25 protein-coding genes are annotated in these 26,433 nt (G+C 75.2%); 8 read left to right on the forward strand and 17 right to left on the reverse strand.

The window, feature by feature from the left end:
- Positions 1–6: 6 nt before the first annotated feature.
- The 15 genes from J4557_RS38920 to J4557_RS38990 all read right to left on the reverse strand — a co-directional run bounded on the left by J4557_RS38920 (position 7) and on the right by J4557_RS38990 (position 16,261).
- Entirely contained in the window at positions 7–750 is a 744-nt protein-coding gene (locus tag J4557_RS38920; RefSeq protein ID WP_208271828.1) for a maleate cis-trans isomerase family protein, read from the reverse strand.
- Complete coding sequence (locus J4557_RS38925) at positions 747–1,361, reverse strand: hypothetical protein (protein ID WP_208271829.1); 615 nt, start codon at positions 1,359–1,361, stop codon at positions 747–749. The genes J4557_RS38920 and J4557_RS38925 overlap by 4 nt, the downstream gene beginning before the upstream one ends.
- Positions 1,358–2,137 (reverse strand): SDR family oxidoreductase, encoded by a 780-nt coding sequence (locus tag J4557_RS38930; protein WP_307800460.1) that lies wholly within the window; start codon positions 2,135–2,137, stop codon positions 1,358–1,360. The genes J4557_RS38925 and J4557_RS38930 overlap by 4 nt, the downstream gene beginning before the upstream one ends.
- Complete coding sequence (locus J4557_RS38935; RefSeq protein ID WP_208271830.1) at positions 2,134–3,084, reverse strand: hypothetical protein; 951 nt, start codon at positions 3,082–3,084, stop codon at positions 2,134–2,136. The genes J4557_RS38930 and J4557_RS38935 overlap by 4 nt, the downstream gene beginning before the upstream one ends.
- Positions 3,077–3,823 carry a hypothetical protein gene (locus J4557_RS38940; protein WP_307800461.1) on the reverse strand — a complete coding sequence of 249 codons (747 nt, stop codon included), beginning with the start codon at positions 3,821–3,823 and terminating at the stop codon, positions 3,077–3,079. The genes J4557_RS38935 and J4557_RS38940 overlap by 8 nt, the downstream gene beginning before the upstream one ends.
- Positions 3,820–5,025 (reverse strand): aromatic ring-hydroxylating dioxygenase subunit alpha, encoded by a 1,206-nt coding sequence (locus J4557_RS38945; protein ID WP_208271831.1) that lies wholly within the window; start codon positions 5,023–5,025, stop codon positions 3,820–3,822. The genes J4557_RS38940 and J4557_RS38945 overlap by 4 nt, the downstream gene beginning before the upstream one ends.
- An 8-nt stretch (positions 5,026–5,033) precedes the next feature.
- Positions 5,034–5,990: an alpha/beta hydrolase family protein gene (locus J4557_RS38950; RefSeq protein WP_208271832.1), complete on the reverse strand. Its 957-nt coding sequence runs from the start codon at positions 5,988–5,990 to the stop codon at positions 5,034–5,036.
- A complete protein-coding gene (locus tag J4557_RS38955) occupies positions 5,987–6,808 on the reverse strand; it encodes an oxidoreductase (protein ID WP_243777043.1) in 822 nt (273 codons plus the stop codon). Before J4557_RS38955 ends, J4557_RS38950 begins: the two co-directional genes overlap by 4 nt.
- Complete coding sequence (locus J4557_RS38960) at positions 6,805–8,439, reverse strand: nitrilase-related carbon-nitrogen hydrolase (protein WP_208271833.1); 1,635 nt, start codon at positions 8,437–8,439, stop codon at positions 6,805–6,807. The genes J4557_RS38955 and J4557_RS38960 overlap by 4 nt, the downstream gene beginning before the upstream one ends.
- A gap of 130 nt (positions 8,440–8,569) precedes the next feature.
- Positions 8,570–9,571: an alpha/beta fold hydrolase gene (locus J4557_RS38965; RefSeq protein ID WP_208271834.1), complete on the reverse strand. Its 1,002-nt coding sequence runs from the start codon at positions 9,569–9,571 to the stop codon at positions 8,570–8,572.
- Positions 9,572–9,697: 126 nt separating this feature from the next.
- Positions 9,698–11,119, reverse strand: coding sequence for an aldehyde dehydrogenase family protein (locus J4557_RS38970; protein ID WP_208271835.1), 1,422 nt, complete (start codon positions 11,117–11,119; stop codon positions 9,698–9,700).
- Between the two features lie 5 nt (positions 11,120–11,124).
- On the reverse strand, positions 11,125–12,264 hold the full coding sequence (locus tag J4557_RS38975; RefSeq protein ID WP_208271836.1) for an FAD-dependent oxidoreductase: 1,140 nt from the start codon (positions 12,262–12,264) through the stop codon (positions 11,125–11,127).
- Positions 12,264–13,712, reverse strand: coding sequence for an aldehyde dehydrogenase family protein (locus J4557_RS38980; protein ID WP_208271837.1), 1,449 nt, complete (start codon positions 13,710–13,712; stop codon positions 12,264–12,266). The genes J4557_RS38975 and J4557_RS38980 overlap by 1 nt, the downstream gene beginning before the upstream one ends.
- A complete protein-coding gene (locus tag J4557_RS38985; protein ID WP_208271838.1) occupies positions 13,709–14,992 on the reverse strand; it encodes an acyl-CoA dehydrogenase family protein in 1,284 nt (427 codons plus the stop codon). The genes J4557_RS38980 and J4557_RS38985 overlap by 4 nt, the downstream gene beginning before the upstream one ends.
- A gap of 21 nt (positions 14,993–15,013) precedes the next feature.
- Positions 15,014–16,261: a flavin reductase gene (locus J4557_RS38990; RefSeq protein ID WP_208271839.1), complete on the reverse strand. Its 1,248-nt coding sequence runs from the start codon at positions 16,259–16,261 to the stop codon at positions 15,014–15,016.
- Positions 16,262–16,421: 160 nt separating this feature from the next.
- On the opposite strand from J4557_RS38990, the gene J4557_RS51930 reads away from it, so the two are divergent.
- On the forward strand, positions 16,422–17,243 hold the full coding sequence (locus tag J4557_RS51930; RefSeq protein ID WP_307800462.1) for an IclR family transcriptional regulator: 822 nt from the start codon (positions 16,422–16,424) through the stop codon (positions 17,241–17,243).
- A gap of 51 nt (positions 17,244–17,294) precedes the next feature.
- Here J4557_RS51930 and J4557_RS39000 read toward each other — a convergent pair whose 3' ends face one another.
- Positions 17,295–18,002 (reverse strand): hypothetical protein, encoded by a 708-nt coding sequence (locus J4557_RS39000; protein ID WP_208271840.1) that lies wholly within the window; start codon positions 18,000–18,002, stop codon positions 17,295–17,297.
- A 70-nt stretch (positions 18,003–18,072) separates the two neighbouring features.
- Positions 18,073–18,741, reverse strand: coding sequence for a class E sortase (locus J4557_RS39005; RefSeq protein ID WP_208271841.1), 669 nt, complete (start codon positions 18,739–18,741; stop codon positions 18,073–18,075).
- 187 nt (positions 18,742–18,928) lie between these two features.
- Between J4557_RS39005 and J4557_RS39010 the strand changes: the two genes are divergently transcribed.
- From J4557_RS39010 to J4557_RS39040, 7 genes are all read left to right on the forward strand, one after another.
- Positions 18,929–20,248, forward strand: coding sequence for a WxL domain-containing protein (locus J4557_RS39010; protein ID WP_208271842.1), 1,320 nt, complete (start codon positions 18,929–18,931; stop codon positions 20,246–20,248).
- A gap of 59 nt (positions 20,249–20,307) precedes the next feature.
- The gene (locus J4557_RS39015; RefSeq protein ID WP_208271843.1) at positions 20,308–21,324 is read left to right on the forward strand and encodes a DUF916 domain-containing protein; all 1,017 of its coding nucleotides are present in this window, start codon (positions 20,308–20,310) and stop codon (positions 21,322–21,324) included.
- Positions 21,321–22,436, forward strand: coding sequence for a hypothetical protein (locus J4557_RS39020; RefSeq protein ID WP_208271844.1), 1,116 nt, complete (start codon positions 21,321–21,323; stop codon positions 22,434–22,436). The genes J4557_RS39015 and J4557_RS39020 overlap by 4 nt, the downstream gene beginning before the upstream one ends.
- A 549-nt stretch (positions 22,437–22,985) precedes the next feature.
- Positions 22,986–24,236 (forward strand): P-loop NTPase family protein, encoded by a 1,251-nt coding sequence (locus J4557_RS51935; protein WP_208271845.1) that lies wholly within the window; start codon positions 22,986–22,988, stop codon positions 24,234–24,236.
- Positions 24,233–24,805 carry a neocarzinostatin apoprotein domain-containing protein gene (locus tag J4557_RS51940; protein ID WP_208271846.1) on the forward strand — a complete coding sequence of 191 codons (573 nt, stop codon included), beginning with the start codon at positions 24,233–24,235 and terminating at the stop codon, positions 24,803–24,805. The genes J4557_RS51935 and J4557_RS51940 overlap by 4 nt, the downstream gene beginning before the upstream one ends.
- A 26-nt stretch (positions 24,806–24,831) precedes the next feature.
- Positions 24,832–25,479 carry a neocarzinostatin apoprotein domain-containing protein gene (locus J4557_RS39035; RefSeq protein WP_243777060.1) on the forward strand — a complete coding sequence of 216 codons (648 nt, stop codon included), beginning with the start codon at positions 24,832–24,834 and terminating at the stop codon, positions 25,477–25,479.
- Positions 25,476–26,396, forward strand: coding sequence for an alpha/beta hydrolase family protein (locus J4557_RS39040; protein ID WP_208271848.1), 921 nt, complete (start codon positions 25,476–25,478; stop codon positions 26,394–26,396). Before J4557_RS39035 ends, J4557_RS39040 begins: the two co-directional genes overlap by 4 nt.
- Positions 26,397–26,433: the final 37 nt, after the last annotated feature.

Genomic DNA, 26,433 nt, shown 5'->3' on the forward strand with positions numbered 1-26,433 from the left:
GCCGGCTCAGTGGTCGCGGAGCAGGGAGCCGGCGCCGGACACCTTGTCGTCGATGCCGTTGTCGCGGAGCGCCATCCACCAGGTGGCGGCGTTGATGGCGATGACGGGCAGGTCCAGCCACCGTTCGGCCTCGTCCGCCGTCGTGACCATCGACAGGTTGGTGCCGCACTGGACCAGGGCGTCGACCTCGCCCTCGGCGAGGGTGCGCAACGCGGTGCGCAGCTCGGCCTCGGTGACGTGCGCGATCGACACGGCGGTCGGGCACTTCAGCCCGATGATCCGGTCGACCTCGAAGCCGATCTCGGTGAAGAACCGCCGGACGTTGGCGTCGCCGACCGGCTGGTAGGGGGTGACGACGCCGATGCGCCGCGCCCCGTACAGCTTCAGCGCCCGCTCGCACGCCTCGGCGCCGGTCGCGACCCGCAGCCCGGTGATGTCGTGGATCTGCTTGACGAACTGCTTGTTGCCCTCGACGCCGCCCCAGAACGTCTCGGCGGACATGCCCATCACCATGTAGTCGGGCTCGCAGGTCAGGACCCGCTCGCAGGCCGCGCCGATCTCGTCGCGGATCTGCTCCAGCAGCCGTTCCATGCCCGCGTCCCCGGCCATGTTCTGGTCGCGGATGTGGATGCGGGAGAAGTGGGACGTCACGCCGGGGACGCCCATCCGGTGCAAGTCCGGCTCGACGATGGTGTTGGTGGACGGCGCGATCACGCCGAACTTGCGCCGCCAGCCGAGTGCGTCCGTCATGCGGCGACTCCCTCCTTGCTCGGGGCCGTGGCGACGAGCCGCCAGGCGGCGAACGCGAAGGCCGCTTGGGCGAGCGTGTTGCAGGACTGCTCCGCCCATTGCAGGGCGATGGACTGCTCGGCCCCCGCCGCCATCGGGCCGAGCAGGTACTGTCCGGCCAGCCAGAGGCCGAAGAGCGTGGCCGCGAGCCGGTCGCCCGCGCGCGCGGCGGAGCGCAGGAGCAGGACGGCGGCGACGGTCACGGCGATGATCGTCCAGACCATCGCGGGCCAGGCGTCGCGCAGGGCCGCCGAGGCCGCGAGCGCCGCCGCGAGCGGGACGGCGAACCCGGCGGGGTGCGGCGGGCGGGCCGCTTCCCGCGACAGCGCGAACGCCAGCGCGGTGAAGCCGGTTGCCAGCAGCGGGAACAGGGCGCCGTGCAGCCCGGGCAGGTCGGGGCCGTCCACGGCGACGATCAGTTTCCAGGCGGCCTTGGCGAAGCCGCCCGCCACGATCAGCGCGGCCGCGGCGGGCACCAGCGGATGCCGGCGCCGGAGCAGTGCCACGCCGAGCGCGGTGAGGGCCACCGGCACGAAGTCCTCGGCGGCGAGCGCGGGCGGGTAGTCGCTCATGAGGCACCGAACAGGTCGCGCCTGCGCACGGGGGCCAGCAGGAACCGGCCCATGATCTTGGGGGTGGTGAGCCAGGCGACGGTCCCGCCGTTCTTCGTCCCGGCCAGCACCCGGTCGGCCAGCCAGGGCGTCACGGTCTCCACCCGGTCGGCGAGGACGTTGAAGACCTTCTTGGCCTTCTCCATCTCTTCGGGGGAGTAGCCGACGGTCAGCAGGTCGGTGACGACCATGCCGGGCGACAGGTGCGCGACCTTGACCGGGCCGCCCTTGAGCTCCTTGGCGAGGCCGGCGGTGAGGTAGTCGGTGCCGCGCTTGGTCGACCCGTAGGCGATCAGGCCGGGGACGGTGCGGCCGTCGCTGCCGAGCCCGGCCATGTTCCACACGGTGCCGCCGCCCTGGGCGGTCATCCCGCGCACCGCGACGGCGCTGCCGTGCATCACGCCGAGCAGGTTGGCCGCCACCAGGGTTTCGAGCTGCGCGGGAGGGAGGTCGGCGAGCGGACGGCGCGTCGTGGAGACACCGGCGTTGTTGATCCAGTGGTCGACGCGCCCGAACGCCCCGGCCGCCGCGTCCCAGAGCGACTGCACCTGGTCACGGTCCGCCACGTCGCAGACGGCGCCGACCGCGCCGTCGCCGAGTCCGGCGAGCGCCTTGTCGACCGACTCCCGCGACCGGCCGCAGACGGCGACGCGGGCGCCGCGCGCCAGGAACTCCCGGGCGAGGCCGAGGCCGATGCCGCGGGTGCCGCCGGTGACGACCACCGCCGGCCCGGTCACGCGCCGGCCTCCCAGGTCAGTACGCCGTGCAGGACGCCGTACAGGACGTTGCCCTTGAACAGCTCGTACACGACGGTGAGGGTCTCGCCGGCGCTCATCCCCGGCGACGTGTCGATCATGAACTCGCGGCCCTTGGTCTTCCACACGTCGGTGAAGTGCAGGACGGGGTAGTTCGCCCGGCCGAACGCCTGCGCGTTGCCCCAGGCGTCCGGCCCCTCGTAGAAGGAGCGGAACCCGTCGCGCCGGGCCACCACGGAGTAGCTCCGCTCGACGGCACCGGTCCAGGTGACGTGCTGGCGGGTGCGCAGCAGGTCGATCGGCTGCAGCTCGATCGAGACGGCGACCTCGCCGGCCGGTTTCTGGTCGGCGCCCCACAGCTCGCACGTGCCGCTGTACACGCCGCGCTGCTTGGTCGGGAGGATGTACGGGATGGGGCCGTTGCGGGTCTCGTCCGCGAGGAACCGGTCGATGGCGTCCCTGGTCCCGGCGTTGGTGTCGTAGTCGGTGCTGCGCTTGTAGACGCCGTTGAAGCAGCCGATCAGGGCCCAGCCCTGGTACAGCGTGGACGAGTACACCTGCGTCTCACCGTCGGGCAGGACGTGGTTCCAGGTGTTGAGGTCGGCCTGCCAGCCCGGCCCGTAGTAGTGCGCGTCGACGAACCCGCCGTAGGGCTGCCCGGTGCCGTGGAAGTCCGGACCGGTGTAGACGCGGTCGCTGTCGGAGTCGGTGACGCCGAACGCGAACGGCGCGCCGAGGCGGAACCGCCCGGCGAGCGGGCCGCCGCCCTCCAGGCCGCCGTCCATGTAGTACGTGGTGACGCCGTCCTCGAAGACCGACGACCGGCGGATGTCCTCGTATCCGCGCCAGGTGCCGGTGGCGTCGAACAGCGACGGGCGGCCGTGCCATTCGCCCTCGATCCGGCTCTGCCACTCGCTGGGCTCAGGCATCGGCGCGCTCCCCTTCCGGCAGGTCGTTGGTCAGCAGTTCGGCGCGCAGTTCCTCGGCCTGCTCGTCGCCGAGCAGCCGGGCGACGTTCCCCCACACCGGGTCGACCTCCGGGCTGAACAGGGCGGCGCGGTTGCGGGCGTCGCGCGCGGCGAGGCCGGTGCCGGCGAGCGTGGCGCGGACGTCGTCCGGGACGCCCTTCACGAGCAGGTCGCGCCAGTGCTCGAAGTAGCGGTCGAGGTAGGTGCCCATGGCCGCGAAGTGCTCCTCGTCGGCCCTGTTGACGAGCATCCAGGGCGACATCATGGCGTGCTGGCGCGGGCCGATCGCGGCGGTGGACGGCCCGAACCGCTCCCGGACCTCCTCGTACACCGGCGTGAGCGGCTGGTACACCGCGTTGACGTACTCCAGATGCGCGCCCAGGTCGGCGCGCGGGACGAGGTCGATGTGGTAGGCGAGGTAGCCGCCGGCCTGCACCGAGTCGAGCGTGAAGTGCGGGACGGCCGAGTCCGCGCCGGTGAACGCGAAGATCATGTGGCTGTCCATGCCGATCTGCGCGACGGTCAGCCCGATGCGGACGACCTTGGCGATCCGCTCGCCGCGCAGCACCGTCAGCGCGCCGACCGGCTCCGGGGACATCGGGCCGGTGAGGTCCTTCTCAAGGACCGTCGTCAGCTTTTCGACGCCGGCCAGCGCCGCCAGCGTCCGGTCGCTCAGTGCCTTGGGCGGAGACACGCTCACTCGCTCTCTCCTTCGGTGGCGGTGGCCTCCCCGGCGGGCACCGGCTCGGCCGCGGGCGCCGGGGCGTCGACGGACGCCGGGTCGCCCGCGGGTGCCGGGTCGCCGCCGCGGGCGCGGTGCTGCCAGGCGCGGGCCAGCTCCGGGTTCTCCCGCCGGGCGGGGGAGGGGATCACGGTCGCGCTGCCGCGCGCGCCGTTGACCGGCAGCTGCGCCTCGTCGCCGACCCACCAGCCGGCGGCCATCAGCTGCCGGCGCCGCCGCCGGTAGGCGACCTGCAGCGAGTCGCTGCGCAGGTGCAGCTCGTCGGCCAGGTCGTAGGGCAGCAGCTCCGGCCGCTGGCTCTCCACGACCGGCTTGTCCTGCAGCAGGATGCTGAGGATCCGCTTGCGGGCGTCGCGGTCCGCCCACCGGCCGGTGAAGAAGTTCCGGTACCCGACGATCTTGACGAGGGTGCGGTTCCGGTCGAGGGGGACGTTGTGGTCGTAGAGGATCATGTCCCCGAACGGCAGCCGGACGTGCAGCTTCACGATGTTGGGCAGGTACCAGCCGTTGGTGACCAGCACCTCCTCCGGCTTCTCCTTGTACAGCCGCTTCCACAGGCCCCTCGCGGGCGGCGGGCTGAGGCCGATGTCGGCGACCGCCGACCAGTCGTCCTGGACGATCTCGTAGTCGGGGATCTCCGGCCTGTCCGGGTTGCCGAACCGGGTGCCGTGCACGAACGGGGTGTGCGAGGCGTCCACGACGTTCTCGAACGTCCGCTCGTAGTTGGCCTCGATGACCATCTCGACGTACACGGTGGCGAAGGACGGGTCGTCGTGCTCGGGGAAGTGCGGGATGGGCGGGCGCTCGTCCTCCGGCAGGTCGCCGAGGAACGCCCAGATCAGCCCGTACTCCTCGCGGACGGGATAGGAGTCGACGCGGGCCTTCTTCGGGATGCCGCGCCCCGGCGGGTTCGCGGGGATCCTGCTGCACGCGCCGTCCGGCTCGTACTGCCATCCATGGTACGGGCAGGCGATCCTGTCGCCGGTCAGCTTGCCCGCCGACAGCGCCGCGCCCCGGTGCACGCACAGGTCCGACAGGCACACCACCTCGCCGTCGCGCTTGCGGTACAGGACGAAGTCCTGGCCCAGGCAGGTCACCCGCCTCGGCGCCCGGGTGACCGCGTGCGCGAACTCGACCGCGTACCAGAAGTTCTTGAGCATGGTGGCTCCTATCGGCGCCGCAGGTCGATGAGCGCGGGGTCGGCGGACGGGACCACGTCGTCCCCGCGCACATGGGCGCGCAGGAAGCCGACGGCCAGGTCCGTGAAGGCGCGGCGGGCCTCGGCGGGGTCGGTCTCGGGCTCCAGGTCGAGGAAGGCGCGGGCCGCGGTCGGGTCGACCGGGTCCGCGACGGCGAAGTGGTTGGCGCCGCGCACGACGGCGAGCAGGTCGCGCGGGTCGTGCAATGCCTCGGTGAAGGTGCGGCTGACGGGATCGGACGGGGCGTCCTGGCCGTAGCGGTCGGAGCTGCCCATGATGACGCCGTCCCGCGTGCCGACGCCCAGCAGCACGGGGCAGTTGACCTGCGCGGGCAGGACGGTGCCGGCGGGCCAGCCCAGCATCGTGGCGACCATGGTGTGCGTCCCGTAGGCGAAGCAGGCCCGGACGCCGGGGACGAACCGCGCCGACTGGAGCACCACGGTGCCGCCCGCCGAATGCCCGCCGAGCGCGACCCGGTCCAGGTCGATCGCCCCCTTGAGCAGGTCGATGCCGGTGAGCGCGTCGAGGACGGCGGAGATGGCGGGGCAGGTCGGCCGGGTGCCGTAGGCGTCGGGCCGCGCGGCGTCCAGATCGACGCCGGGGGTGAGGCCGTACCGGCCGCCGAACAGTTCCGCGACCCGGTCGAACGTCACGGCGACGAAGCCGGCGGCGGCGATGGCGGACGCCAGCGGCCGGTAGACCGCCTGCTCGACGTTCACGCCGGAGCAGAACACGACGACCGGGTACGGGGCGCCCGCCGGGGCGGGCGGGAACTCGCCGGACAGCCGCTCGGCGTCGGTGCCCTCCGCGCGGGCCGGGTAGTACACCTTCAGGTGCGCGGTGCCGAACGGCGCCTTCTCCGGCCCGCCGCCGGTGTCCGCCGACCACCACAGCGACCGGACGCCGGTGCCGTCGGACGCGCTCACGGGCGCGGCAGCTCTCGGTCGCCGCCCCACAGGGCGCGGACGAGGCGGTCGGTGGTCTCCTGCCCGAAGTAGCGGACGCCCATCACGTTCGCGGGGTCGCGTTCGGCGATGTTGCGGCGGGTCGCGAGGTCGGCGGCGGCGAGCGCGGGCTGGTCGGCCTCCGGCACGGGCCCGGCCGCGTCGACCCAGCCGAGCCAGCGGTCCACGTGCTCGGTCAGCAGCCGCTCGACCAGGTCGATGTTCTTGTCCGACCGGGGGAACGAATAGCAGTGCGCGGTGGGGGACAGGCTCGCTCTGATGAACCCCGCCCGGCTGGTGAACCACTCCAGTTCCGGGTTGTCCTCGCGCACGGCCAGCCAGCCGCTGTTGAGCGGTTCGTAGTACGCGTCGTAGTAGGCGCCGTCGGCCAGGAGGTTGGTGCGCGGCACCGAGTCGACGTAGAACCAGCCCTCGGGCCAGACCAGCAGCGCGATGCCGAGGTGCGGCACCCGGACGTGCGGGCCGAGCCAGACCGTCAGGTGCAGGTTGGCGAACCCGGCCGCCGGGTTGCCGAGCCAGGAGTGGACCATCCAGTCGACCTCGGGCCCGCTGTAGGCGGCCAGGCTCCCGCCGGGGCTCTCGGGCGGGTTCCCGTAGGACTCCAGGGCCTCGGTGGACGGGTCGCGTGCCAGGTCGAACCGCGCGTCGATCCTCGCCTTGAGCCCGGCGAGGATCGCCTTGTAACGGTGGAAGGTCTCGGTCACGTCGATGGCGGGGGACTCGTCCACCATCTGCTCGACGTGCCGCAGGCTCTCCTTCGGTTCGGGGGTTTCCTTCAACGGAGCGCTCCGCTCGGTGCGTCGTCGGCCAGCGCGGCGACCGCGTGCGCGGGACGCCCGCCGACCAGGTCGGTGTTCTTGGAGACGAGCCGGTTGACGGCCTGCGCGGGGTGGATCGCCGCGACGGTGACCGGTCCGGTGGCGCGGGTGACGAGGGGATGGCTGATGCGGCCCTCGAACGGGCCCTCCCAGGGCGTCCAGAGGGTGAAGTCGGCGGGGAGCGCCAGGATCAGGCCGTCCTCCGGTCCGGAGGCGATGACGTTCAGCCGGTTCTCGGCGGCGCGTTCGGGCAGGCCGAGGGCGGTCTCCCAGTCCTGCGCGGGCGTGCACGGGACCGCGACGGCGTCGGCGTCGGCGATGGCGGCGAGCCGGAAGACCTCGGGGTAGAGGGCGTCGTCGCCGGTGACGAGCGCGAGCCGTCCCCAGGGGAGCGTGAAGACGTCGAGCCGCTCGCCGTACTCGGTCGCCCAGTCGGCATGCCGGGCGCTGGCGTGCAGTTGCGGTTGGCTTCCTGCCAGGCCGTCCGCGTTCACCAGGTAGGCGGCGTGCGCGGCGCCCGCCCGCACGCTGGTCACCGCATGGGCGGTGGTGCCGCGAAGCGCGGCGGCGAGTTCCTCGACGACGCCGCCGGCATCGGCGCCGGGACCGAACGCCAGCTCCGGCAGGACGATCAGCTCGGCTCCCGCCTGCGCCGCCCGCCGCACCAGGTCGGGGGAGCGGACGACCGCCGCGTCCGCCTTCTCGTCGCCCGGAGGTGCGGTGCGGGGGCGGGGCGTCTCGATGATCGGGGCGTACAGCCGGGGCCTCCGGGCCGCGAACGTGTCGGTGCCGTCCGGGCGGGTCTTGCGGTCGGCGAGCGACGGGTCGATGTCGGCGACGACGACGGCCTCGCCGGTGCGCGGTCCCTTCGCGACGACCGTCCCGTCGGGGGCGACGATCTGGCTCTCGCCCGCGCCGTCCAGCAGGTCCGGCGGGACGCCGAGGCGCTCGGCGATCGCGGGCAGGAGCGCGGCGGGCAGCAGCGGGCCGACCTTGTTGGCCGCCACCACCCAGACCCCGTTCTCCGCGGCGCGGACCGGGACGTGCAGGCTCGCCTCGTCGGTGGCGAACGAGTTCAGGCTGTTCAGCAGCACCTGCGCGCCGCGCACCGCCAGGTCGCGGGGGACGTCGCTGGTGACGCCCTCCATGCAGGCGTACATGCCGAGGCGGCCGCACGGGGTGGCGATGACCGGGCCGGCGGTGGTGCCGGGATCGAGGTGGTCGCCCTCCGCGCCCATCAGCGTGAGCTTGTCGGAGCGGCCGAGCAGCGCGCCGTCCGGGCCGTACAGCAGGCTGCTCACGGTCACCCGGCCGTCGGCGCCGGCCAGCGTCACGTTGGCCTTGACGTGGACGCCGTGCGCGGCGGCGCGGGCGGCGACGGCGGTGAGGAACGGGCCGCCGGGGGCGCAGGCGTGCCGGCGGGCGTCGTCGCGGTCGGTGTACCAGGACAGGCGGTTGCAGAACTCCGGGAGGACGATGAGGCCCGCGCCCTCGGCCGCCGCCCGGTCCACCATGCGCAGGCAGGTGGCGAGGTTGGCGGCGGTGTCGAGGCCCACCGCGAACTGGACGGCGGCCACCCGGACCGGACCCATCGGGCCTCCCGGTTCCTCTAGCGAAACGCTGTTTCCAAAACCCTACAATCGGGGCGCGCCCTCCGCCAGATCCCGCGGGCGGAAACTTCCGGCCGCGGGACCCGGCGGGCGGTGCGCCGGACGGGGCGGGTCAGGAGGCCCCGGCCAGCGTCTCGATCAGGCCGGCGCCGAGCTTGCTCTGGTAGTACGAGCCGCCGGGCAGGTACGCGGCGGTCTGCGTGCCGCTGAAGGCGTCCTTCGCCCAGGCGACCGCGAACGTCTGCAGGGCCTCGACGTTCTTCGCCTGCGGCGTGCCGCAGGCGAGGGTCCCGACGGCGTCGGTGCTGGCGCCCTCGGCGTCGGTGTGCTCGCCGTCGGTCAGCCGGACGCCGACGAACGGGGCGTGCACGTCGGCCTGGACGGCGTCGGTCCCGCTGCCGCTGTTGTTGCAGGTGCCGTCGGGCCCGGAGATCGTGCGGACCATGCGGCCGGTGCCGTCGACCGCCTTCAGGCCGGTGTCGAGGTTGTTGCCGATGAACGACTTCACCGGGTCGAGCAGGACCAGGCCGCGCAGCCGCGCCCACGCCGCCGGGCTGTCGGTGCGGAGCCGTCCGGCCACGTAGCCGACGGCCTCGCCGCCGGCCGAGTGCCCGGAGAAGACCAGCGCGCCCGGCAGCGCGAGGTCGGACCGTCCGGCCTGCGCCTTCGCCTTGGCGAAGCTGCGGCCGAGCTTGTCGGACGGGTCGGACATCTTGGCGAACAGGTCGGCGACGTTGCCGAGGAAGTCGGTGTTGTTGCCGAGGTTCTGCAGGGTGCAGCCGTACAGGTTCGCCGTGGGAAGGGTGGGGGCGAAGACGAGGTAGCCGGCCGCGGCGTACTTGGACGCCAGGTCCGCGACGTTGTCGTTGGAGCGGGCGAAGCCGTGCTGGAGCCACACCAGGCCCTGCGGGGCGCCGGCGGGGAAGTACCAGTCCGCGCTCTGGTTCAGGACCGTGAACGCGCAGCGGATCTCGACGGTGGTCTGGACGCGGGTGACGGCGGCGTGGGCGGGGGAGAGGGGGCCGAGGGCGGTCAGGGCGAGGGTGGCGGTGCTGGCCGCGGCGAGGGTCCGGACGGCGTGGACGGCGCGCATGCTGCCTCCGAGGGCGACCACTCTGTTTCTTCTAGAGAAACGGAGTTTCCAATATGGCCCCCCCATTAAGCACGCCGGGAGACACGAAGGCAATGGGGCGGCGCCGCGATCGGGTAACGATGCGCGAGGCGGCGCCGCGGCCGGCCGTCACGCGGGATAGGCGCCCGCGCCCGTCCCGGCGCCGCCCGCGCGGAACGCGGCGGGCGCGTGGACCGCGCAGGTCTGCACGTACTCCAGCAGGCCCTCGAAGCCGTACTCGCGGCCGTGCCCGCTGCGCTTCACCCCGCCGAACGGCGCGCGCAGCGCCATTCCGGTGCGGTTGTGGGTGTTGACGAACGTGAAGCCGGCGTCGAACCGGCGGGCGAACGCGAACGCGCGGTCCTCGTCGGCCGACCACACCGAGGCGCCGAGACCGAGGTCCCCGGCGTTGGCGCGCGCCAGCGCCTCGTCCTCGTCGTCGTAGGCCAGCAGCGGCACGACGGGGCCGAACTGCTCCCCGACGACGACCGGCGCGTCGTCGTCCACGCCCGTGACCAGGGCGGGCCGGACGAAGTAGCCGCGCTCCAGGTCGATCCGCACGGCGCCCAACCCGGCGACGGTGCCGCCGCGCCGCGCCGAATCGGCGATCAGCTCCCGGACACGGCCGGCGGCGCCGGCCGAGATGACCGGGCCGACCGTGGTCCCCCGGTGCAGGGGGTCGCCGAGCACCAGCGTCCGTTCCGCCGCCGCGAGATAGGCCTCGCGGACCTCGGCCAGCCGCGGCCTCGGCGCGTACAGGCGCTTGGCGGCCATGCAGACCTGACCGGCGGTCGCGAACGACGCCATGACGAGGCGGTCCATCGCCGCGTCGGTGAGGTCCGCGTCGTCCAGCAGCACGACCGGGTCGTTGCCGCCGAGTTCCATCAGCACCGGCGTGATCGCCTTGGCGGCGGCCGTCCCGATGGCGCGGCCCGCCTCGGCGCCGCCGGTGAACGCCACCCTGTGCACGCGGGGATGCCCGGCCAGCGCCCGCGCCGTCGCGGCGCCGCCGTGCATGACCCGGACGAGCCCCGGCGGGAACGCCTCCAGCACGCGGCCGACCGCGAGGGGCGCGAGCGGCGACGGCTTGACCACGACCGTGTTGCCCGCCGCGAGCGCGGGGCCCACCTTGAGCAGCGTGAGGATGACGGGCGCGTTCCACGGGGTGATGGCCGCGACCACGCCGTACGGGCGGCGCCGCAGGACGAGCCGTCCGGCGGCGTCGTCGGTCTCCCGGTCGGCGTACGCCGCCGGGGCGTGCTCGGCGGCCCAGCGCAGGTAGGCGGCGGCGAACCGGATCTCCCCGGCGCAGTCGGCGACCGGTTTGCCGGACTCGCGGGCCAGCAGTTCGGGGACGCCCGGCATGGCCCCGACGGCGTCGGCGGCCCGCAGCAGCGCCGCGGCGCGGTCCTCGACCGGCACGCGGCACCAGTCGCGCTGCCGCGCCTCGGCGTCCCGGACGGCCCGGTCGACGTCCGCCGCGTCCGCCACCGGGACCCGGCCGACGATCTCCTCCGGCCGGGCCGGGTTCTCCCGCACGATCTCGCCCACGGGCATCAGGCGACGTCCCGCAGCGAGGCGATCATCGACGTGCGCAGCAGGTGCCGCCGCGCCTCGGCCGGATCGGCGGCCAGCCTCCGCAGCTCGTCGTGGTACCCGGCCGGATCGCGCATCCGCTCCCAGTTGCCGTGGGTCATCCGCCGCACGAACGACCGCGCCGTGTCGCGGCGCGCCGCCGCGACGGCGTCGAGCGCCGCCTCCGGGCCGCCGGCCACGACGTCCGCGAGGGCGCCGCCCAGCAGGACGGCGTCGTGGATGCCGCTGTTCATCCCCATCCCGCCGAGCGGGTTGTTGACGTGCGCCGCGTCCCCGGCGAGCAGCACCCGCCCGGCGCGGAACGTCCCGGCGACGCGCTGGTGGACGCGGTACAGGCTGGCGTGCGCGACGTCCCACGGAGCGTCGGCGACCCCGCGCAGCCGTTCCGGAAGCCGCGTCAGCTCGCGGGCGTCGGGCGTGCCCTCCGGGGTCGGGAACAGGACGCGCCAGTGGTCGGGGGTGCGCAGCAGCACCAGCCACTCGTCGGGGTCGAAGACGTAGTTCACCGCGGCGATGCCGGGCAGCAGGTCCTCGACGGCGGTCGTGGTCGAGGCGACCAGGAACCGCTCGGGGTAGGTCATGCCCGCGAACTCCACGCCGAGGGAGCGCCGCACCGCCGATCCGGCGCCGTCCGCGCCGACCAGCCAGGCGCCGCGGAACCGCTCGCCGCGTGCGGTCGTCACCTCCACGCCGCTCCCGTGCGCCAGCACCGTCCGCACGGCCGCGCCGAACCGGACCTCGCCGCCCGCGCCCAGCACCTCGTCGCACAGGATCGGGGTGAGCTTGCTCTGCTCGCACTGGACGCGGAACGGGTACGGTGTGTCGCCGGAGAGCACCGACAGGTCCAGTTCGGCGATGACGCCGCCGCGCCGGTCCCGGTACTGGAAGGCGCGGGAGACGAGGCCGCGCTCCAGCAACCGGTCCAGCACGCCGAGCCCGTTCAGCATCTCCAGCGACGGCGGATGGAACGTGGACGCGCGCGACTCGGCGGCGAGCTCCGGCTCCGCCTCCAGGACGGTGACGGGGACGCCGCGGCGGGCCAGGGTGAGCGCGGCGGTGAGCCCGACCGGCCCCGCCCCGGCCACCAGCACCGGCGCCATCACGGTTCCCGGGAGTGCAGCGCGAAACCGTCCTCGACGCCGACGACCTGCGCGTTGGTGAAGAAGCGCAGCGTCTCGGCCGTGCCCTCCTCGCCCAGCCCCGACGCGCCCCAGGCGGGGCGGGGCGCGAACAGGTGCAGGCTCATCACGCTGGACCCGTTGACCTTCACCTCCCCGGCGCGGATGCGCCGTGCCACGGCGAGCGCCGCGTCCTCGTCGGTGCCGTTCACGTACCCTTCGAGCCCGTACGCGGTGCCGTTGGCCAGCGCCACGGCCTCGTCGAGCGTCCGGTAGGGGTGGACGGTCGCGACCGGACCGAAGATCTCCTCGGTGGCGTCACCGGGGTCCACGCCCGTGACGAGCGCGGGCGCCAGGTGGTTGCCCTCGTCCGGCACCTTGGTCGTGGAGAGGATCCGCCCGCCGAGCGCGTCGCGCTGTGCGGCGACGAGGGCTCGGTGCCGCGAGTGGACCAGCGGCCCGAGGTCGGTGGCCTCGTCCAGAGGCGGTCCCGCGCGCAGCGCCGCGAGCCGCTCGCCGATCGCGTCGAGGAGCGCGTCCTGGCGGCCCTCGGGCACGATGAGCCGGCCGAGCGCCCGGCACCATTGGCCGTTGAGCGTGGTGAGGAGGTCGACGGCGGCGCGCGCGGCCCGCCCGGTGTCGGCGTCCGGCATGACGACCAGGGGGTTGCTGCCGCCCAGCTCCAGCTGCACCGGCTTGATCCCGACGGCGCAGGCAGCGGCGACGGACGCGCCGCCGACGGCCCCGCCGGTGAACGAGACCGCGCGGATCCGCGGGTCGGCGGCCAGCCGCGCACCGGTGCGGCCGTCGCCGTGGACGAGCTGGAAGACCCCGCCCGGCACGCCGCCGCCGGCCAGCACGTCCGCGACGACCTCGGCGAACCGCTGGCTCCCGTACGGGGCGTACTCGCTCGGCTTGAGGATCGCGGGGCAGCCCGCGGCGAGCGCGTTGGCCACCTTGTGCGCGGCCATCGGCGCGGGCGCGTTCCACGGGACGAGGCACAGGGCCGGGCCCCACGGCAGCCGCCGCACCTCGGCCGCGCGGCCGTCCTCGCGGGTGAGCGTCGCGTCCAGCCCGCCGCGCAGCTGCTCGGCGGCCAGCCGGAACGACCCCGGCACGATCATCCCGAGCGGCGTCGTCTGGCGTATCGGGACGCCGGTGGCCGACGCCTCCAGGGCCGCGATCTCGCCCGTCACCGGTTCGAGGGCGTCGGCGGCCGCGTCCAGCAGGGCGGCGCGTTCGGCGGCGGGCCGCGCGGCCCAGCCGTCCGCCGCCTCCTCGGCCGCGGCCAGCGCCAGCTCCACCCGCTCGCCGCCGGTGACCCCGGCGGGGCCGGCCGGCCCGCCGGTGGCCGGGTCCTCCAGGGCGGGGCCGTCCCCGGGCGACGCGGCCCAGGTCCCGGCGACGAGGTCGCGGTGCGGCGGGCTCATTTCGGGACGCTCGCGAACAACTCGTTCTCCTTGCTCTCGGTCACCATCTGCGCGGCCTCGAGCCTGCCCCGTTCCGCCGGGAACGTCATCACCAGGCCCATGGCGAGATCGCGCAGCGCCCGCCCGATGACGCCGTCCATCGTGGCCGCCGAGGTGCCGCACGCCTTGAACGCGCCCAGCACGACCTGGAAGCACGCCTCGGCGATGTCGCCCTTGGCGATCCGCCACTGCGCGTAGACCTCGGGCTTGGGGCGCAGGGGCGGCTCGGAGGTCTCCAGCTCCAGCTGGCGGCGGATCCACAGGTAGGCCGTCTCCAGCCGCTCGGCCATGTCGCCGATGATCACCTGGTGCATCGGCGAGGACGCGATCGGCCGCCCGGAGTCGGCGAACGTCCGGCGGGTGAGCCGCTCGACGGCGAAGTCGTAGACGTTCTGCGCCGCGCCCAGGTAGCAGGCGGAGATCGCCAGCTGGTTGCCGACGAAGCTGCCCCGGCTCATCCGCAGCATCCGCACGAACGCGCCGGGCACCGTCAGCGCCTCGTCCGCCGGGACGAACACGTCGGTGAGCGTCACGCCGTGGTTGTTGGACGCCCGCATCCCGAGGCCGTTCCACGGCTGCCGGGAGGCGACGCCCGCCGCCTCGCGCGGCACCAGGAACAGCGCCAGGCCGTCGGCGTCGGAGGTGCCGTCGAGCCGAGCGGTCACCAGGTAGGTGTCGGCGACGCCGGTCGCGCAGCCGAACGACTTCACGCCGTTGAGCCGCCAGCCGCCGTCGGACGGGGTCGCGGTGGTGGCGATCGCGATGTTCGCGCTCGACGACTTCACCTCCTCGCTGGCGAAGTTGGCCATCCACGTCCCGGCTGCCATCCGGTTCAGCACCTTCTCGGCGAACGCCCGCACGGGCTTGACCTCGCCATCGCCGCTGAACAGGCCGGCCTCGACCGCCTCCAGCGGCAGCAGGCCGCGCGAGGCGCTGGTGTTGTGGAAGAAGTACGACAGCGCCGTGGACGGGCAGGCGGTGCCCATCGCGTAGGTGGCGGCGGCCAGGTCGCGCAGGCCGCCGCCGAGGCCGCCGTACTCGGCGGGCACCACCAGGCCGAGCAGCCCGGCCTCGCGCAGCAGCGCGACGTGCCCGGCGGGGAACGCGGCGCCCGCGTCGGCGGCCGCGGCGGCCTCGCGCAGCCGCGGCAGCACCGCCTCCACGCGCGCGGCGCGGTCCCGCTCGGCATCGGTCATCGTCTCGACGAGCCGTTCACCGGTCAGCGTCGTCGGCTGGGTCATCGGCTGGATCCCTTCAGCTGGTCAGGACGCGGCCCGGTAGGTGCGGCCGGGCAGGGCCGAACCCCAGACGGCCTCCAGGTCCGTGGCGGCGGCCACCAGGGCGGCCCGGTCGATCGGGGTGACGATGTCGAGCCGGGCGGCCAGGAACAGCACGTCCTCGGCGCACAGGCCGCCGTCGACGCCGCCGAGCGTCACGTCGAAGCTGCGCACGCCGCTCTTCATCGCGGTCAGCGCGTTCGCCAGGCCGAGGCCGCAGGCCTCGCGCAGCCGCACCCGCACGGGCACCGGCCGGGCCAGCGCCACGGCCTCCTGCAGCACGTTGCGGACGACCAGCGGGGAGGCGGCCGCGGCGCCCTCGTCGAGCGCGATCTCGGTGCAGCCGGCGGCGAGCAGCCGGTCGACGGCGGCGAGCACCGCGGCCTGCCGGGCGGGGTCGAAGACGTCGCGCACCCGGCCCGCGACGGGCAGCCCGCGCGCCCGGGCGGCGGCGATCAGCCGGGGCGCGTCCGGCCCGTCGGCGATCTCGGCCGTCACCGGGGAGCCGTGCGGGACCCGCGCCAGGGACGCGGTGTCCTCGACCAGCGCCGACCAGGGCGGCCCCGCCGGGCCGCCGGAGCCGGGGACGGGCGGGAGTGGCAGCCGGACCCGGACGCCCGCGGCGCGGACCGCGTCCAGCAGCCGCGCGGCGCCGTCCCCGGTGACGCGGGCGGGCGCGGTGCCGGAGCCGGTGAGCCTGCGGTGCAGCGCGGCGGCGAGCCCGGTGTCGGCGATCGTCACCTCGTCGGGCAGCGGGTCGGCGAGCTGACCCCAGGCGCGGGAGTGGAACAGCAGCGGCGCGGTGCGCCGGGGCGTCTCGGCGGCGAGCACCTCGCCCACGAAGATGGTGTGGTCGCCGCCGGGGTAGGCGTGCGCGACCCGGCAGTCGAGCCAGGCGAGCGCCTCCGCCAGCACCGGCGCGCCGGTGGGCGCGGCGGTCCAGGTGCCGCGCGCGAAGCGGTCGCCCGGCTCGCGGCCGGCGAACCGGTGCCCGATGGCCGCGTGGTCCTTGCCGAGGAAGCTGACCGCGAACACGCCGCTGCGCTCGATCAGCCCGTGTGTGCGGATGTCGCGGGCGAGGCAGACCAGGACGAGCGGCGGGTCGAGGCTGACGCTGCAGAACGAGCCCGCGGTCATGCCGTGCCAGCCGTCCTCGGCGGTCGTGGTGACCACCGCGACGCCCGTCGGCCACTGGCCGAGCACCGCCCGGAAGGTCTGTGCGTCGACCGCCACGGCATCGCGTCCTTCGTTTCGCTTCAGGAAACACTGTACCGCTCACGGTAACGATCGCCCGGAGCGAGTGTCAACGCCCCGAATCGGTGACGAGCGTTTCGGCAAGGGAAACGCGATGGCCTAGACTGCGGCTGAGCCCGGTCCGTCGGAAGGAACCGCCGTGTCGCGTCGTGCGACCTCCCAGAGCGTCCCCGCCCCGCCCGCCGAGGACGGCGAGGGGCAGAGCCGGTCGATCGCCGCCGTGGAGCGCGCGATGGACGTCCTGCTGCTGTTCGGCCGCAGCGGCCGGCCCGACCTCGGGGTCACCGAGATCGCCACCGAGCTGGGCCTGACCAAGGCCGCCGTGCACCGGATCCTGACCGCGCTGCGCAGCCGCGACCTGATCAGCGTCGACGCGGTCACCCGCCGGTACGCCCTCGGGCACGCCGCGATCGCGCTCGGCCGGGCCTACCTCGCCCGGATGGACCTGCGCGCGGTGGCCGCCCCGGAGCTGCGCCGCCTCGCCCAGCAGCTCGGCGAGACCGCGACGCTGTCGATCCGCCGCGGGGACACCCGGCTGTACGTCGACCAGGTCGTCCCGCCGCACGAGCTGCGGGTGGAGGTCAGCCTCGGCATCCCGTACCCGCTGCACGCCGGCAGCTCGTCCAAGGCGATCCTGGCCTTCCTCGACGAGGCCGAGGTCGACGGGCTGATCGGCCGGCACGGGCTGGAGGCGCTGACCGAGCGGACGATCGTGGACGAGGCGCGGCTGCGCAAGGAGCTGGCGGCGATCCGCAAGCGCGGCTACGCCACCTCGCAGGGCGAGCGGCAGGAGGGGACCGCCTCGATCGCCGCGCCGGTCTTCGACCACGACGGCCGGGTGATCGCGGCGCTGAGCGTGGCCGGTCCGCTGTCGCGGTTCAAGCCGCGGATGGCCGAGCTGGCGCCGCCGCTGGTGGAGGCCGCCGCGCGCCTGTCCGGCGCGCTCGGCCACAGCGGGTGACGCGGCTCCGGCGGGTGGCGCGGCCGGAGCGGGCGGCACCGGGTCCACGGGTCACAGGTCGGCGCCGGGCTTGAGCACGCCCAGCGCCGCCGCGCCCAGGACGGCCGCCCAGATGCCGAAGACGTAGGGCAGGCAGCCGTCCACCGAGCGCCTGAGCACGCGTTCGATCTCCGGCGTGGAGCCGCCGTTCAGCACTGCGCCGAACGCGGGCCCGAAGGGCCGCAGCGTCAGGCGGATGCCGAGCCCGCAGGCGATGGCGGCGGTGTAGAGCGCCACCTTGCCGCCCAGCCAGCGCGGCTCGGTGGTGACGCCGAACGGCCGGTCGGCGAGCAGGGTGTAGGCGGCCACGGCGGCGAGCGCGGCGATCAGGCCGAGCCGGACCGCCCAGTCGGCGCGCCGCACCCAGGGGAAGCGCCCGTGCGTGCGGTGGTCGGCGACGGTGGCCGCGAGCCAGGCCAGCGCGAACGCCCACACGAGCGCGACCCGCCACCAGCTGAAGGCGGGCGCGCCGAACAGCTCGGCGCCGTGCGGGTCCAGCGCCATGAGCGTCACCCCGCTCGGCAGGAACAGCACCAGGCAGATCTTCGGGCCGAGGTCGAGGCCGCTCATCACGCTGAGCGCGGTGGCGCGCGCGGCCGGGGTCAGGTCCGGCTTGAGGACGTACCGGCTGGAGTAGAAGACCCCGAGGTCGCCGCCCAGCCAGAAGACGAAGAGCACCAGGTGAAGCAGGATCCACCAGCCGTGCGCGTGCGGCCCCACGACCGCCTCCTCTACTCGGAAGCCCGAATTTGGAAACACTGTTCCGGTGCGGGAGACGGTAACACGGGGATCAGGTTCTGGTGGCGCGCGGCCGCCGTCCCGCCAGCTCGGCGAACACGACCAGCCGGTAGGCGGCGGAGAACTCCGGGTGGCAGGTGGTGAGCGTGAGCATCGCCTTGCGGGGGCGCGCCCCCGCGTGCTCCGGGACGGGCGCGGCGACGTCCGTGCGGCTCGGCCGCACCACGGTGCGGCTCGTCACCGTGTAGACGAACGTCGTGGTGGCGGTGTCGATGAGGATCTCGTCCCCGCGCGCCAGCTCGTCGTTGCGCCGGAACGGGGCGCCGTAGGTGGTGCGGTGACCGGCGATGGCCATGTTGCCGATCTCGCCGGGGCCCGCCGTGCCCGGGTAGTGCCCCGGCCCCTTGCGCAGGTCGGCCGTGCCGGTGCCCTGCACCACCGTGTACTCGTAGGACGACCCGAACTTCGGGATGCGCAGTAGCGCGTACGCCTGCCCGTCGGTGGGCGCGGCAGTGGCGCCGCTCTTCTCCCGGCGCGGTTCGTCCGCCGCGAGCCTGTGCACCCGCGCCGCGTTCCAGCGCCGTTCCAGCTCGTCGTGCAGGTCGCCCTGCTGCCGATGGGTGTACTCGCCGGTTCCCCAGTACAGGTAGGCGACGAACAGGCCGAAGACGAGGCCGGCCGTCATCGCCAGCTCGGCCAGGCTTCGCAGCACCGTGCGCATGGTCGGGAACGGTAACCCTTCGGTAGGGAAACGGCGATCCCCAGAGTGAAACGATTCCGTTGCCACCCGCGCCCGCCCCTTGACAGTGCCGCTCCGATGCGGTTTCGCTATGTCCACGCTGCGAAACTTAGTTTCCCTATGGGAAACGGTTCGGCGCAGCGGTCGGCGGAAGGAGCAGCGACGCACGATGAGACGCACACGCACGGCCCTGCGCGGAGCGGCCGCGGTCGTCACCGCGGCGGGCGCCGTCTCGGTGCCGGTGGCCGCGGCGGGCACCGCGCACGCCGCCGCGGGACGGGTCCCCTACCAGTGCACGATCTTCAGCACGGTGTTCGACTACGACGCGACCGTGACCGTCACCGCACCGGCCTCGGCGAAGGCCGGTGACACGGTCACCGTCAAGGCCGACTTCTCCGATCTGCCCGGAGTCGCGCCGCTGCCGATCGACTCGTGGACCACCTCCGGGACGCTCGCCGTCTCCGGGGCGCAGTCCGGGACGGTGCCCGTCAAGGCTCCGAAGCGCACCGGGCCGGTGCCCGCGCACGGCGCGGTCCCGATCGGCGAGGTCACCGGGCAGCTCACCCTGACCGGCACCGGCGAAGTGGACCTCGCCCCCGGCGGCCTGACGATCGACGCCGACGCGGGCGCGCAGGCCACCATCACCTGCACGCCCAAGCAGACCCCCGCGACGCTCGCGACGATCAGCGTCGGCGAGGGCGGGCCGGGAGCCTCCGTCAGCCCGTCCACCGTCGTCCAGGGCGGAGCCGTCAGCGTCACCGGCTCCGGCTGGCAGCCCGGCGCCGCGGGCATCGCCCTGTGCGACGCCAACGGCGCCGCCTGCAAGGCCGGCGACCTCACCGGCGCGACCGCCTCGGTGGACGCCGCCGGGAAGCTCACCGCGTCGGCGACCGTCGCCGAGTCCGCCGCCGCCGGCGCCCGCACCATCGTGGTCACCCAGGGCACCGTGCGCAGGGCCGTGCCGCTGACCGTCACCGCGAAGACGCAGCCGCCCACCGGCCAGTGCTCCGGCGCGCCCGCGGACCGGTGCGGCGAGCAGAAGATCAACCTGACCGTCGACGGCGGCCCGCTGACCATGTCGCAGGAGCCGGGCGAGGTCGACCTCACCCCCGTCACCCTCAACGGATCCGACCAGACCGCCACCGGGTCGCTGAAGAAGGTGCAGGTCATCGACGCGCGCGGCGGCACCACGGGCTGGTCCCTCACCGGCACGCTCACCGACTTCGGCTCCGCGGCGGGCACGAAGATCCCGGCCGGGAACCTCACCTGGACACCGGCCTGCACCGCCGCGTCCGGCTCCGGCACCGTGACCCCCGGCAGCGCCGGGCCGCTCGACACCACCACCGCGGCGACGCTGTGCAGCGCGCCCGACGGGGCCGGGCAGATCGTCGGCGGCACGTTCGGCGCCGGGGCCGGCGTCAGCCTCAAGGTCCCCGCCGCGACCGGCGCCGGCCGCTACACCGCCGTCCTCACCCTGACGCTGTCCTGACCGTCCCGAACCCCGCGGCCGGGCGCCCGCCCACCGCCCGGCTCGACTCGAGGTGACCGATGAGCCCCCGACACCGGATCGCCGCCGCGGCCGCGGCGGTCGGCCTGGCCGCCGCGCTGACCGCGCCCGGCCCTGCCGCCGCCGCGCCCGGCCGGGCGACCGGGAACGGGGCATGGTCGGTCGAGCCCGCGAACCGCAGCGGCGCCCCCGCCGCGCGCCCCTCGTTCGCCTTCGACGCGCCGCCCGGCGCGACCGTCCGCGACTCCGTGCGGATCAGCAACCTGACCGGTGCGCCCATCACCTTCCGGGTGTACGGGGCCGACGCCTACAACACGCCCCGCGACGCCGGGTTCGCGCTGCGCCCGCCCGAGGAGAGGCCGCGCGACGTCGGCGCCTGGATCTCCCTGAAGTCCTCGTCCCCGAAGATCCCCGCGCACGGTGCGAAGGAGATCCCGTTCACGCTGAAGGTCCCCGCCAACGCGACCCCCGGCGAGCACATCGGCGGCGTCGTCGCGCTGAACACCGCCATCGAGAGCGTCCAGCGCGACGGGGGCGCCCGCGTCGGGATCCGGCGGGCCGTGGCCGCCCGCGTCTACCTGCGCGTCGCCGGACCGCTGACGCCCGGCCTGCGCGCCGACGGCCTCGGCGTCGCCCGCACCGAGCCGCTCGTCCCGTTCGCGCGGCACGAGCGGGGGACGATCCGCTACACCGTCGTCAACACCGGCAACCAGCGGATCTCGCCGACCGCCCGCGTCCGGGCGACGGGCGTGTTCGGCCACGAGATCGAGCGGTGGCCCGACCAGCGCCTCCCGGAGATCCTGCCGGGCGAGCGCACCGAGATCACGCTGCCCTGGGACGACCCGCCCGCGCTGGACGCGGTCACCGTGCGGGTGGAGCTCGTCGCCGCCGGCGGCATCGACGTCCGCGCGCAGACCCGCTTCACCGCGGTGCCCTGGCCGGCGCTGCTCACGGTCGCGGGGATCGTCTTCGTCCTGTGGTCCGTGCTGCCCCGGCTGATCCGCCGCTGGCGGGAGCGCGCGGGCCTGGCGGCACGCGAGACGGGGGTCTTCCTGTGAGGCTCCGGTCGGCCGCCGTGCTCCTCGCCGCCGCCGCTGCCCTGTGCGGCCACCCCGTCCCCGCCGTCGCCGCCGCCGGGACGGCGCCACCCGGTGTGAGCGTCCAGCCCGGCAGGGCCGCCGCGGGCACGACCGCATGGGTGCGGGGCAGCGCGTGGACGCCGGGCACGACCGTCCAGGTCCAGATCTGCGGCGCCGACGCGGTGCACGGCTCGGCGGACTGCGACACCGAGCACGCCGTCACCGCGATGGTCGCCCCCACCGGGACGTTCGAGGCGGGCCTCACCGTGGGGGAGCCGCCCTCCGCGTGCCCGTGCGTCGTCCGCGCCGGCACTCTGCCGGGCGCCGTCGGGGCGCCGGTCACCGACACCGCGCCGTTCACCGTCGAGGGACACCCGACCGCGCGGATCGACCGAGGCGTCGCCCCGGTCCGCGCGGACGTGGTCGGCCTGGAGATCACCGGGAGCCCGGACCGCGGCGAACTCTTCGGCGGCCGGCCGCGGCGGACGCTGGTGCTGCGGATCCGCAACTCCGGCGCCGACCCCATCGAGAACGCCCCGCTGGTCGTCGGCTGGGGATCCGGCGGCACCCCGGACAGCCCGCTGGACGCGCCGGGGACCGGCACGCTGCGCCCCGGCCAGACGGCCACGTATCGGATCCCGGTGGTGCTGCCCCCGGCCGCCTTCGGCCACTTCGTGGTCGGCGGCCGTTACGCGGGGTCCGTCCCCTTCACGACCGGCTTCAACGCCTACCCGTGGGGGCTGCTCGGGGTGAACGCGCTGGCCGCGTTGCTGCTGCTCATCGGGATCCGGCTGACGCTCGGCCGCTGGGCCAGGGCGCGGCGCCGCCGGCGCCGCGCGTTCGGGCTCCCGGCGCACGGCGCCGTGGCCGCGGCTCATCGGCAGGCGGCCCCGCGCACCGCGCCCGCGGTGGAGCTCGCCGACGTCATCGGCTACCTGGACTCGGTGGCGCCGTCGCCGTCCGGGGCGTACGTGGTCGACCGCGACGAGCTGATCGGCTACCTCGAACGCCGGAGCGGCGAGACCCTGCAACCCGTCGACGTCGAAGCGCTGGACCGGTTCCTCGCCCTGCCCGAGGGGGAGGCGCGATGACGGTTCCGACCCCGCCTGCGCCCCGCCGCACGGCCGCCGGTGCGGCGCCCCGGCTCGCGGCGGCCGCGGCCGGGCCGCTGGCGGGCGGCACCGTGCTGCTCCTTTCGGACGCCCTCGGCGGCGTCGTGCGGGTCCCCGGCGATGTCGTGACCTATATGGCGCTCACCGCGCTCGTCCTCGCCTGCGCGGCGCTGGTCCCGGCGCTGTGGCTGTCCGGACGGCTGCGTCCGTACCGGGTGGCGGCCGTCGGCGGTGCGCTGGCCGGGGCCGTCGTCGCGCTGGCCGGGCTGGTCCCCGCCGTCCCCGTCTTCGCCACCGCCCTGATGGCCGCGGGGATCCTCGCGGCTCCGCTGCTCGCCGCGCCGAGAGCGAGCGCGCTCCGCACGCCCGGCGGCCTGGATCGCGACGCTCTCGCCCGCCGATCCGGGGACGGCGCTGGTCATCGCGGGGGTTTCGGCGGCCGTCCTCGCCGCGGCCGCCGTCGCCGTCCCGCACGCGCCGCCCGCCGCGTCCGGCGCGTCCGGTCGTCGCGCCGCCCGGGTGCGGGACGTGCTCGCCGAGCGCGACGTCCGGGCGGCCCTGCCCGTCTACCTGCTCACCGGATGGGCCGCCGGCGCCCCGCTCATGGGCGGGCTGCACCTGCTGACCTTCCGGTGGAACCTGATCGGCGCCGGCCCCGTCCGGTACCTGGCCTGGGCGCTGCTTCCGGCGGTCGCGCTGGTCGTCGTCGGGCACCGGACGGCCCGCGCCGCGCAGACCGTCCCCTGGCTGCTGCTCGCCGCGGCGGCCGCGCCGATGCTGATGGCGAGCGCTCCCGGACCGGTCCTGCTCGCCGCCGGTTTCACCGTCGCCCTGGCCGCGGCCTGCCTGGCCGTCGCCGCCCTCGACACCACCGTTCTCCGGCCGCTGCCAGATCCGCGCCATCTGGCGGCGGCCGGTCTCACGTGCGTTACCGCCGCGACCGGCGGGCTGGCCGGATACGGCTGCGCCGCCGCGCTGCGCGGGACCTGCGCCGAGGGCACCGCGCTGACGCTGACGGCGCTGCCGCCGATCCTCGGCGCACTCCTGGCGCTGCGCGTGTGCGGCCCGCAGATCGTGAAGCCGCCGCCGTTCCTGGACGTCAGAGCGCTGTCGGTGCCGCGTGGCCCGGTCAGGCTGTACCGGGTGGGCTTCCGGGTGGACGCGGGCGAGACCATCCTGCTGTCGGGCACCGGCGCGAGCGTGCTGCTGGCCGCGCTGGCCGGGCACACGCCGTGCAAGGGCAGGGTCGCGCTCGGCGGCGCCGACCTGACCGCGCTCGACGCCGGGCAGCGGACCACCCTCGGACTCTGCCACCTCGCCGGCCCCGACCCGCGCGCCCCCGGCGGGCTGCCGGTCGCGGCCGGGCTGGCGGCGCACGCCCGCGCGCTCGGACACGCCGATCCCGGCGCCGCCGCGCACTCCGTCCTGGACGTCTTCCCCCCGCTGCGCGGGCTCGCCGCCGACCCCGCCGGAACGCTCACCGACGCGCAACGCGGCCTGCTCTCGCTGGCCGAGGCGCTGCTCACCCGGCCCCGGCTCCTGCTGGTGGACGGTCTCGCGGGAGGCCCGTGCGCGGCGGCCGTCCCCGCGGTGCTGCGCCGGCTCTCCGCCACCGGCACCGCCGTGGTGGTCGCCGGTCCGGCCGCACCGGAGACGCTCGCGCTGGCCTGCCGCGCCTACACCGTCGAGCCCGGCCGCGTCACCGAAGTCCCCGTCCCGGCGCCCGGCGGCCCGCTGCGGCCACCGGTGGCGCGCAGCACCGGAGGTGCCGCCCAGTGATCGCGATCGTGCTCGCCGCGCTGGCGGTCTCCCCGCTCGCCCCGCCCGCCGGGGCGCCCGCCGCGGCGCGGCTCCAGGTCAGCCGCTCCACCGACCTCACCGAGGGCGAGACGATCACCGTCACCGGGAGCGGGTTCAGTCCCGGGCTGAGGTCCGTGGCGGTCGGGATGTGCCGGGAGGGCTACACCAACGGCCTCAAGGACTGCGACCTCGGCGGCGGCGCCACCTTCGTCAACATCGACGCCAAGGGCGACCTCCCCGAGGTCAGGCTGAAGGCCCGACCGAAGTTCAACGGCCTCGACTGCACGACCCGCCAGTGCGTCATCGGCGCCGGTCCGCTGCCGGGCACCGTCCCGCCCTCCGTCGTCACCGCCAACAGCGCGATCGTCCGCGTCGGCTTCAAGGGCTCGCCGTTCAAGGGCGGCGCCGCCGTCCGCGCGTCGGCGGCTCCGGCCGCCGGCGCGGGACCCGGCACGGGCGGCCCGTCGACGCCGCTCTGGGCCGCCACCGCCGGCCTGCTCGTGCTCGCCGGGGCCGCCGTCACCGTCGTCCAACGCCGCAGCAGATGACCGAAGGAGCAACGCCCGTGTCCCGAATGAGAAGGCGCGCCGGCGCCGTCGCCGCACTCGCCGGCGCCTGCGTGCTCGCGCTCGCACCGCCCGCGCTGGCCGCCCCGAAGATCACCGCCAGCAAGACCAGCGGGGTGAAGGCCGGCGACACGATCACCGTCCAGGTGACCGGCCTGACCCCCAACGAGACCTTCGTGACCCTCGGCGAGTGCAGGCCCGGGCCGAAGCTGCCCACCGACTGCGCCGCGCAGAGCACCGGGGGAGCGATCGTCGGCGCCTCCGACGCCCAGGGCAACTTCGTGACCCAGGCCAAGTCCAAGGACGCGAAGATCAAGCTCGTGGCCAAGGCCGGCGGCGCCACCTGCACGGCGAAGGCGGGCGCCTGCGTCATCGCCGTCACCGCGCCGGGCAACCAGGGGCCGAACACCGCCGAGATCCCGCTCACCTTCACCGGCGGCGGGAGCCCGGGCGGCGGCTCGGGCGGGGGGTCCGGCGGTTCCGGCGGCGGCTCGGGCGGCGGCTCGGGCGGCGGAGGATCCGGCGGCAACGGGGACCTGCCGTACACCGGCAGCCCCGACGGCCTGCCCACCTACGCGCTGGTCGCCTCGGCGCTGGTCATGGCGGGCGGCGCCGCCCTGCTGATCCTCCCGCGCCGCCGCAAGGGCCGCTCGTGAGGGCGGTCCGCGCCACGACCGCCGTGGCCGCCGCGTTAGCACTGGCCACGTCCGTCCTCCCGGCCGCCTCTGCCGCGGCCGACGAGGACGCGCCCATCGCCTTCGCGACCACCGTGAACGGCGACCCGGCGGACGTGTACGCGCCCGCCGCGTCCGACATCAGGACCGACCTGCCGGTGGCGTTGCTGCTGCAGGGCGCAAACGTGAGCAGGTCCGCGTACTCCGCCTACGCCCGCGCGGTCGCCGGATACGGATTCGTGGTGGTCGTGCCCGACCACCGGCGTGTCATCTACGGGCAGAGCGGCCTGTTTCCCGAAGAGGCCCAGGCGTCGTGGACCGTCGCATGGGCCCGCGACGAGGACGCGCGTGCCGCCTCACCGCTCAAGGGCAGGATCGACACCGGCTCCCTCGTCCTGCTCGGACACTCCTTCGGCGGCGCGGCCGGACTCGCCCTCACCACGGGCGCGTGCGCTCCGCCGTTCTGCGCCACGCCCGCCGCCGCGCCCGCCGAACTGAAGGGCGCGGCGTTCTTCGGCACCAACAACAGCCCGCCCGGGGGCTCCGGCAACCCGCCCGTCGCCAACACCGTCCCGGTCGCCCTCGTGCAGGGGACCGCGGACGGCCTGGCGGCGCCCGCGGCGGCGCAGGGAACCTACGAGGCGATCCAGGCGCAGCCGAAGATGCTGGTGTCCGTCACCGGCGCCAACCACTACGGGATCACCGACGCGCAGAACCCGGCCGGGGCCGCTCCCGATCCGTCCGCTCAGACGGTGACCCAGGAGACCAGCGTCAAGGCGTCCGCGCGCTGGAGCGCCATGTTCCTGCGCACCGTCCTCGGCGACGCGTGGTCGGGCGTCTGGCTGTGGGGCGTCGGCGACGCCGTGGACCCGTCCGTGACGGTCCAGCACGTCCGCTGACCCCCTCCCGTGGGCTTGTGGCGTGTCGCTCCTATGA

The organism is Actinomadura nitritigenes, from assembly GCF_017573545.1.
Lineage (GTDB): Bacteria > Actinomycetota > Actinomycetes > Streptosporangiales > Streptosporangiaceae > Spirillospora > Spirillospora nitritigenes.

Coding starts and splice junctions, on each gene's coding strand:
- J4557_RS38985 (WP_208271838.1), bottom strand. CDS start 14,992: ATGACCCAGCCGACGACGCTGACCGGTGAACGGCTCGTCGAGACGATG.
- J4557_RS38920 (WP_208271828.1), bottom strand. CDS start 750: ATGACGGACGCACTCGGCTGGCGGCGCAAGTTCGGCGTGATCGCGCCG.
- J4557_RS39005 (WP_208271841.1), bottom strand. CDS start 18,741: ATGCGCACGGTGCTGCGAAGCCTGGCCGAGCTGGCGATGACGGCCGGC.
- J4557_RS39035 (WP_243777060.1), top strand. CDS start 24,832: ATGAGAAGGCGCGCCGGCGCCGTCGCCGCACTCGCCGGCGCCTGCGTG.
- J4557_RS38935 (WP_208271830.1), bottom strand. CDS start 3,084: ATGCCTGAGCCCAGCGAGTGGCAGAGCCGGATCGAGGGCGAATGGCAC.
- J4557_RS38960 (WP_208271833.1), bottom strand. CDS start 8,439: ATGGGTCCGGTCCGGGTGGCCGCCGTCCAGTTCGCGGTGGGCCTCGAC.
- J4557_RS38975 (WP_208271836.1), bottom strand. CDS start 12,264: ATGGCGCCGGTGCTGGTGGCCGGGGCGGGGCCGGTCGGGCTCACCGCC.
- J4557_RS39015 (WP_208271843.1), top strand. CDS start 20,308: ATGAGCCCCCGACACCGGATCGCCGCCGCGGCCGCGGCGGTCGGCCTG.
- J4557_RS39010 (WP_208271842.1), top strand. CDS start 18,929: ATGAGACGCACACGCACGGCCCTGCGCGGAGCGGCCGCGGTCGTCACC.
- J4557_RS38925 (WP_208271829.1), bottom strand. CDS start 1,361: ATGAGCGACTACCCGCCCGCGCTCGCCGCCGAGGACTTCGTGCCGGTG.
- J4557_RS38980 (WP_208271837.1), bottom strand. CDS start 13,712: ATGAGCCCGCCGCACCGCGACCTCGTCGCCGGGACCTGGGCCGCGTCG.
- J4557_RS38945 (WP_208271831.1), bottom strand. CDS start 5,025: ATGCTCAAGAACTTCTGGTACGCGGTCGAGTTCGCGCACGCGGTCACC.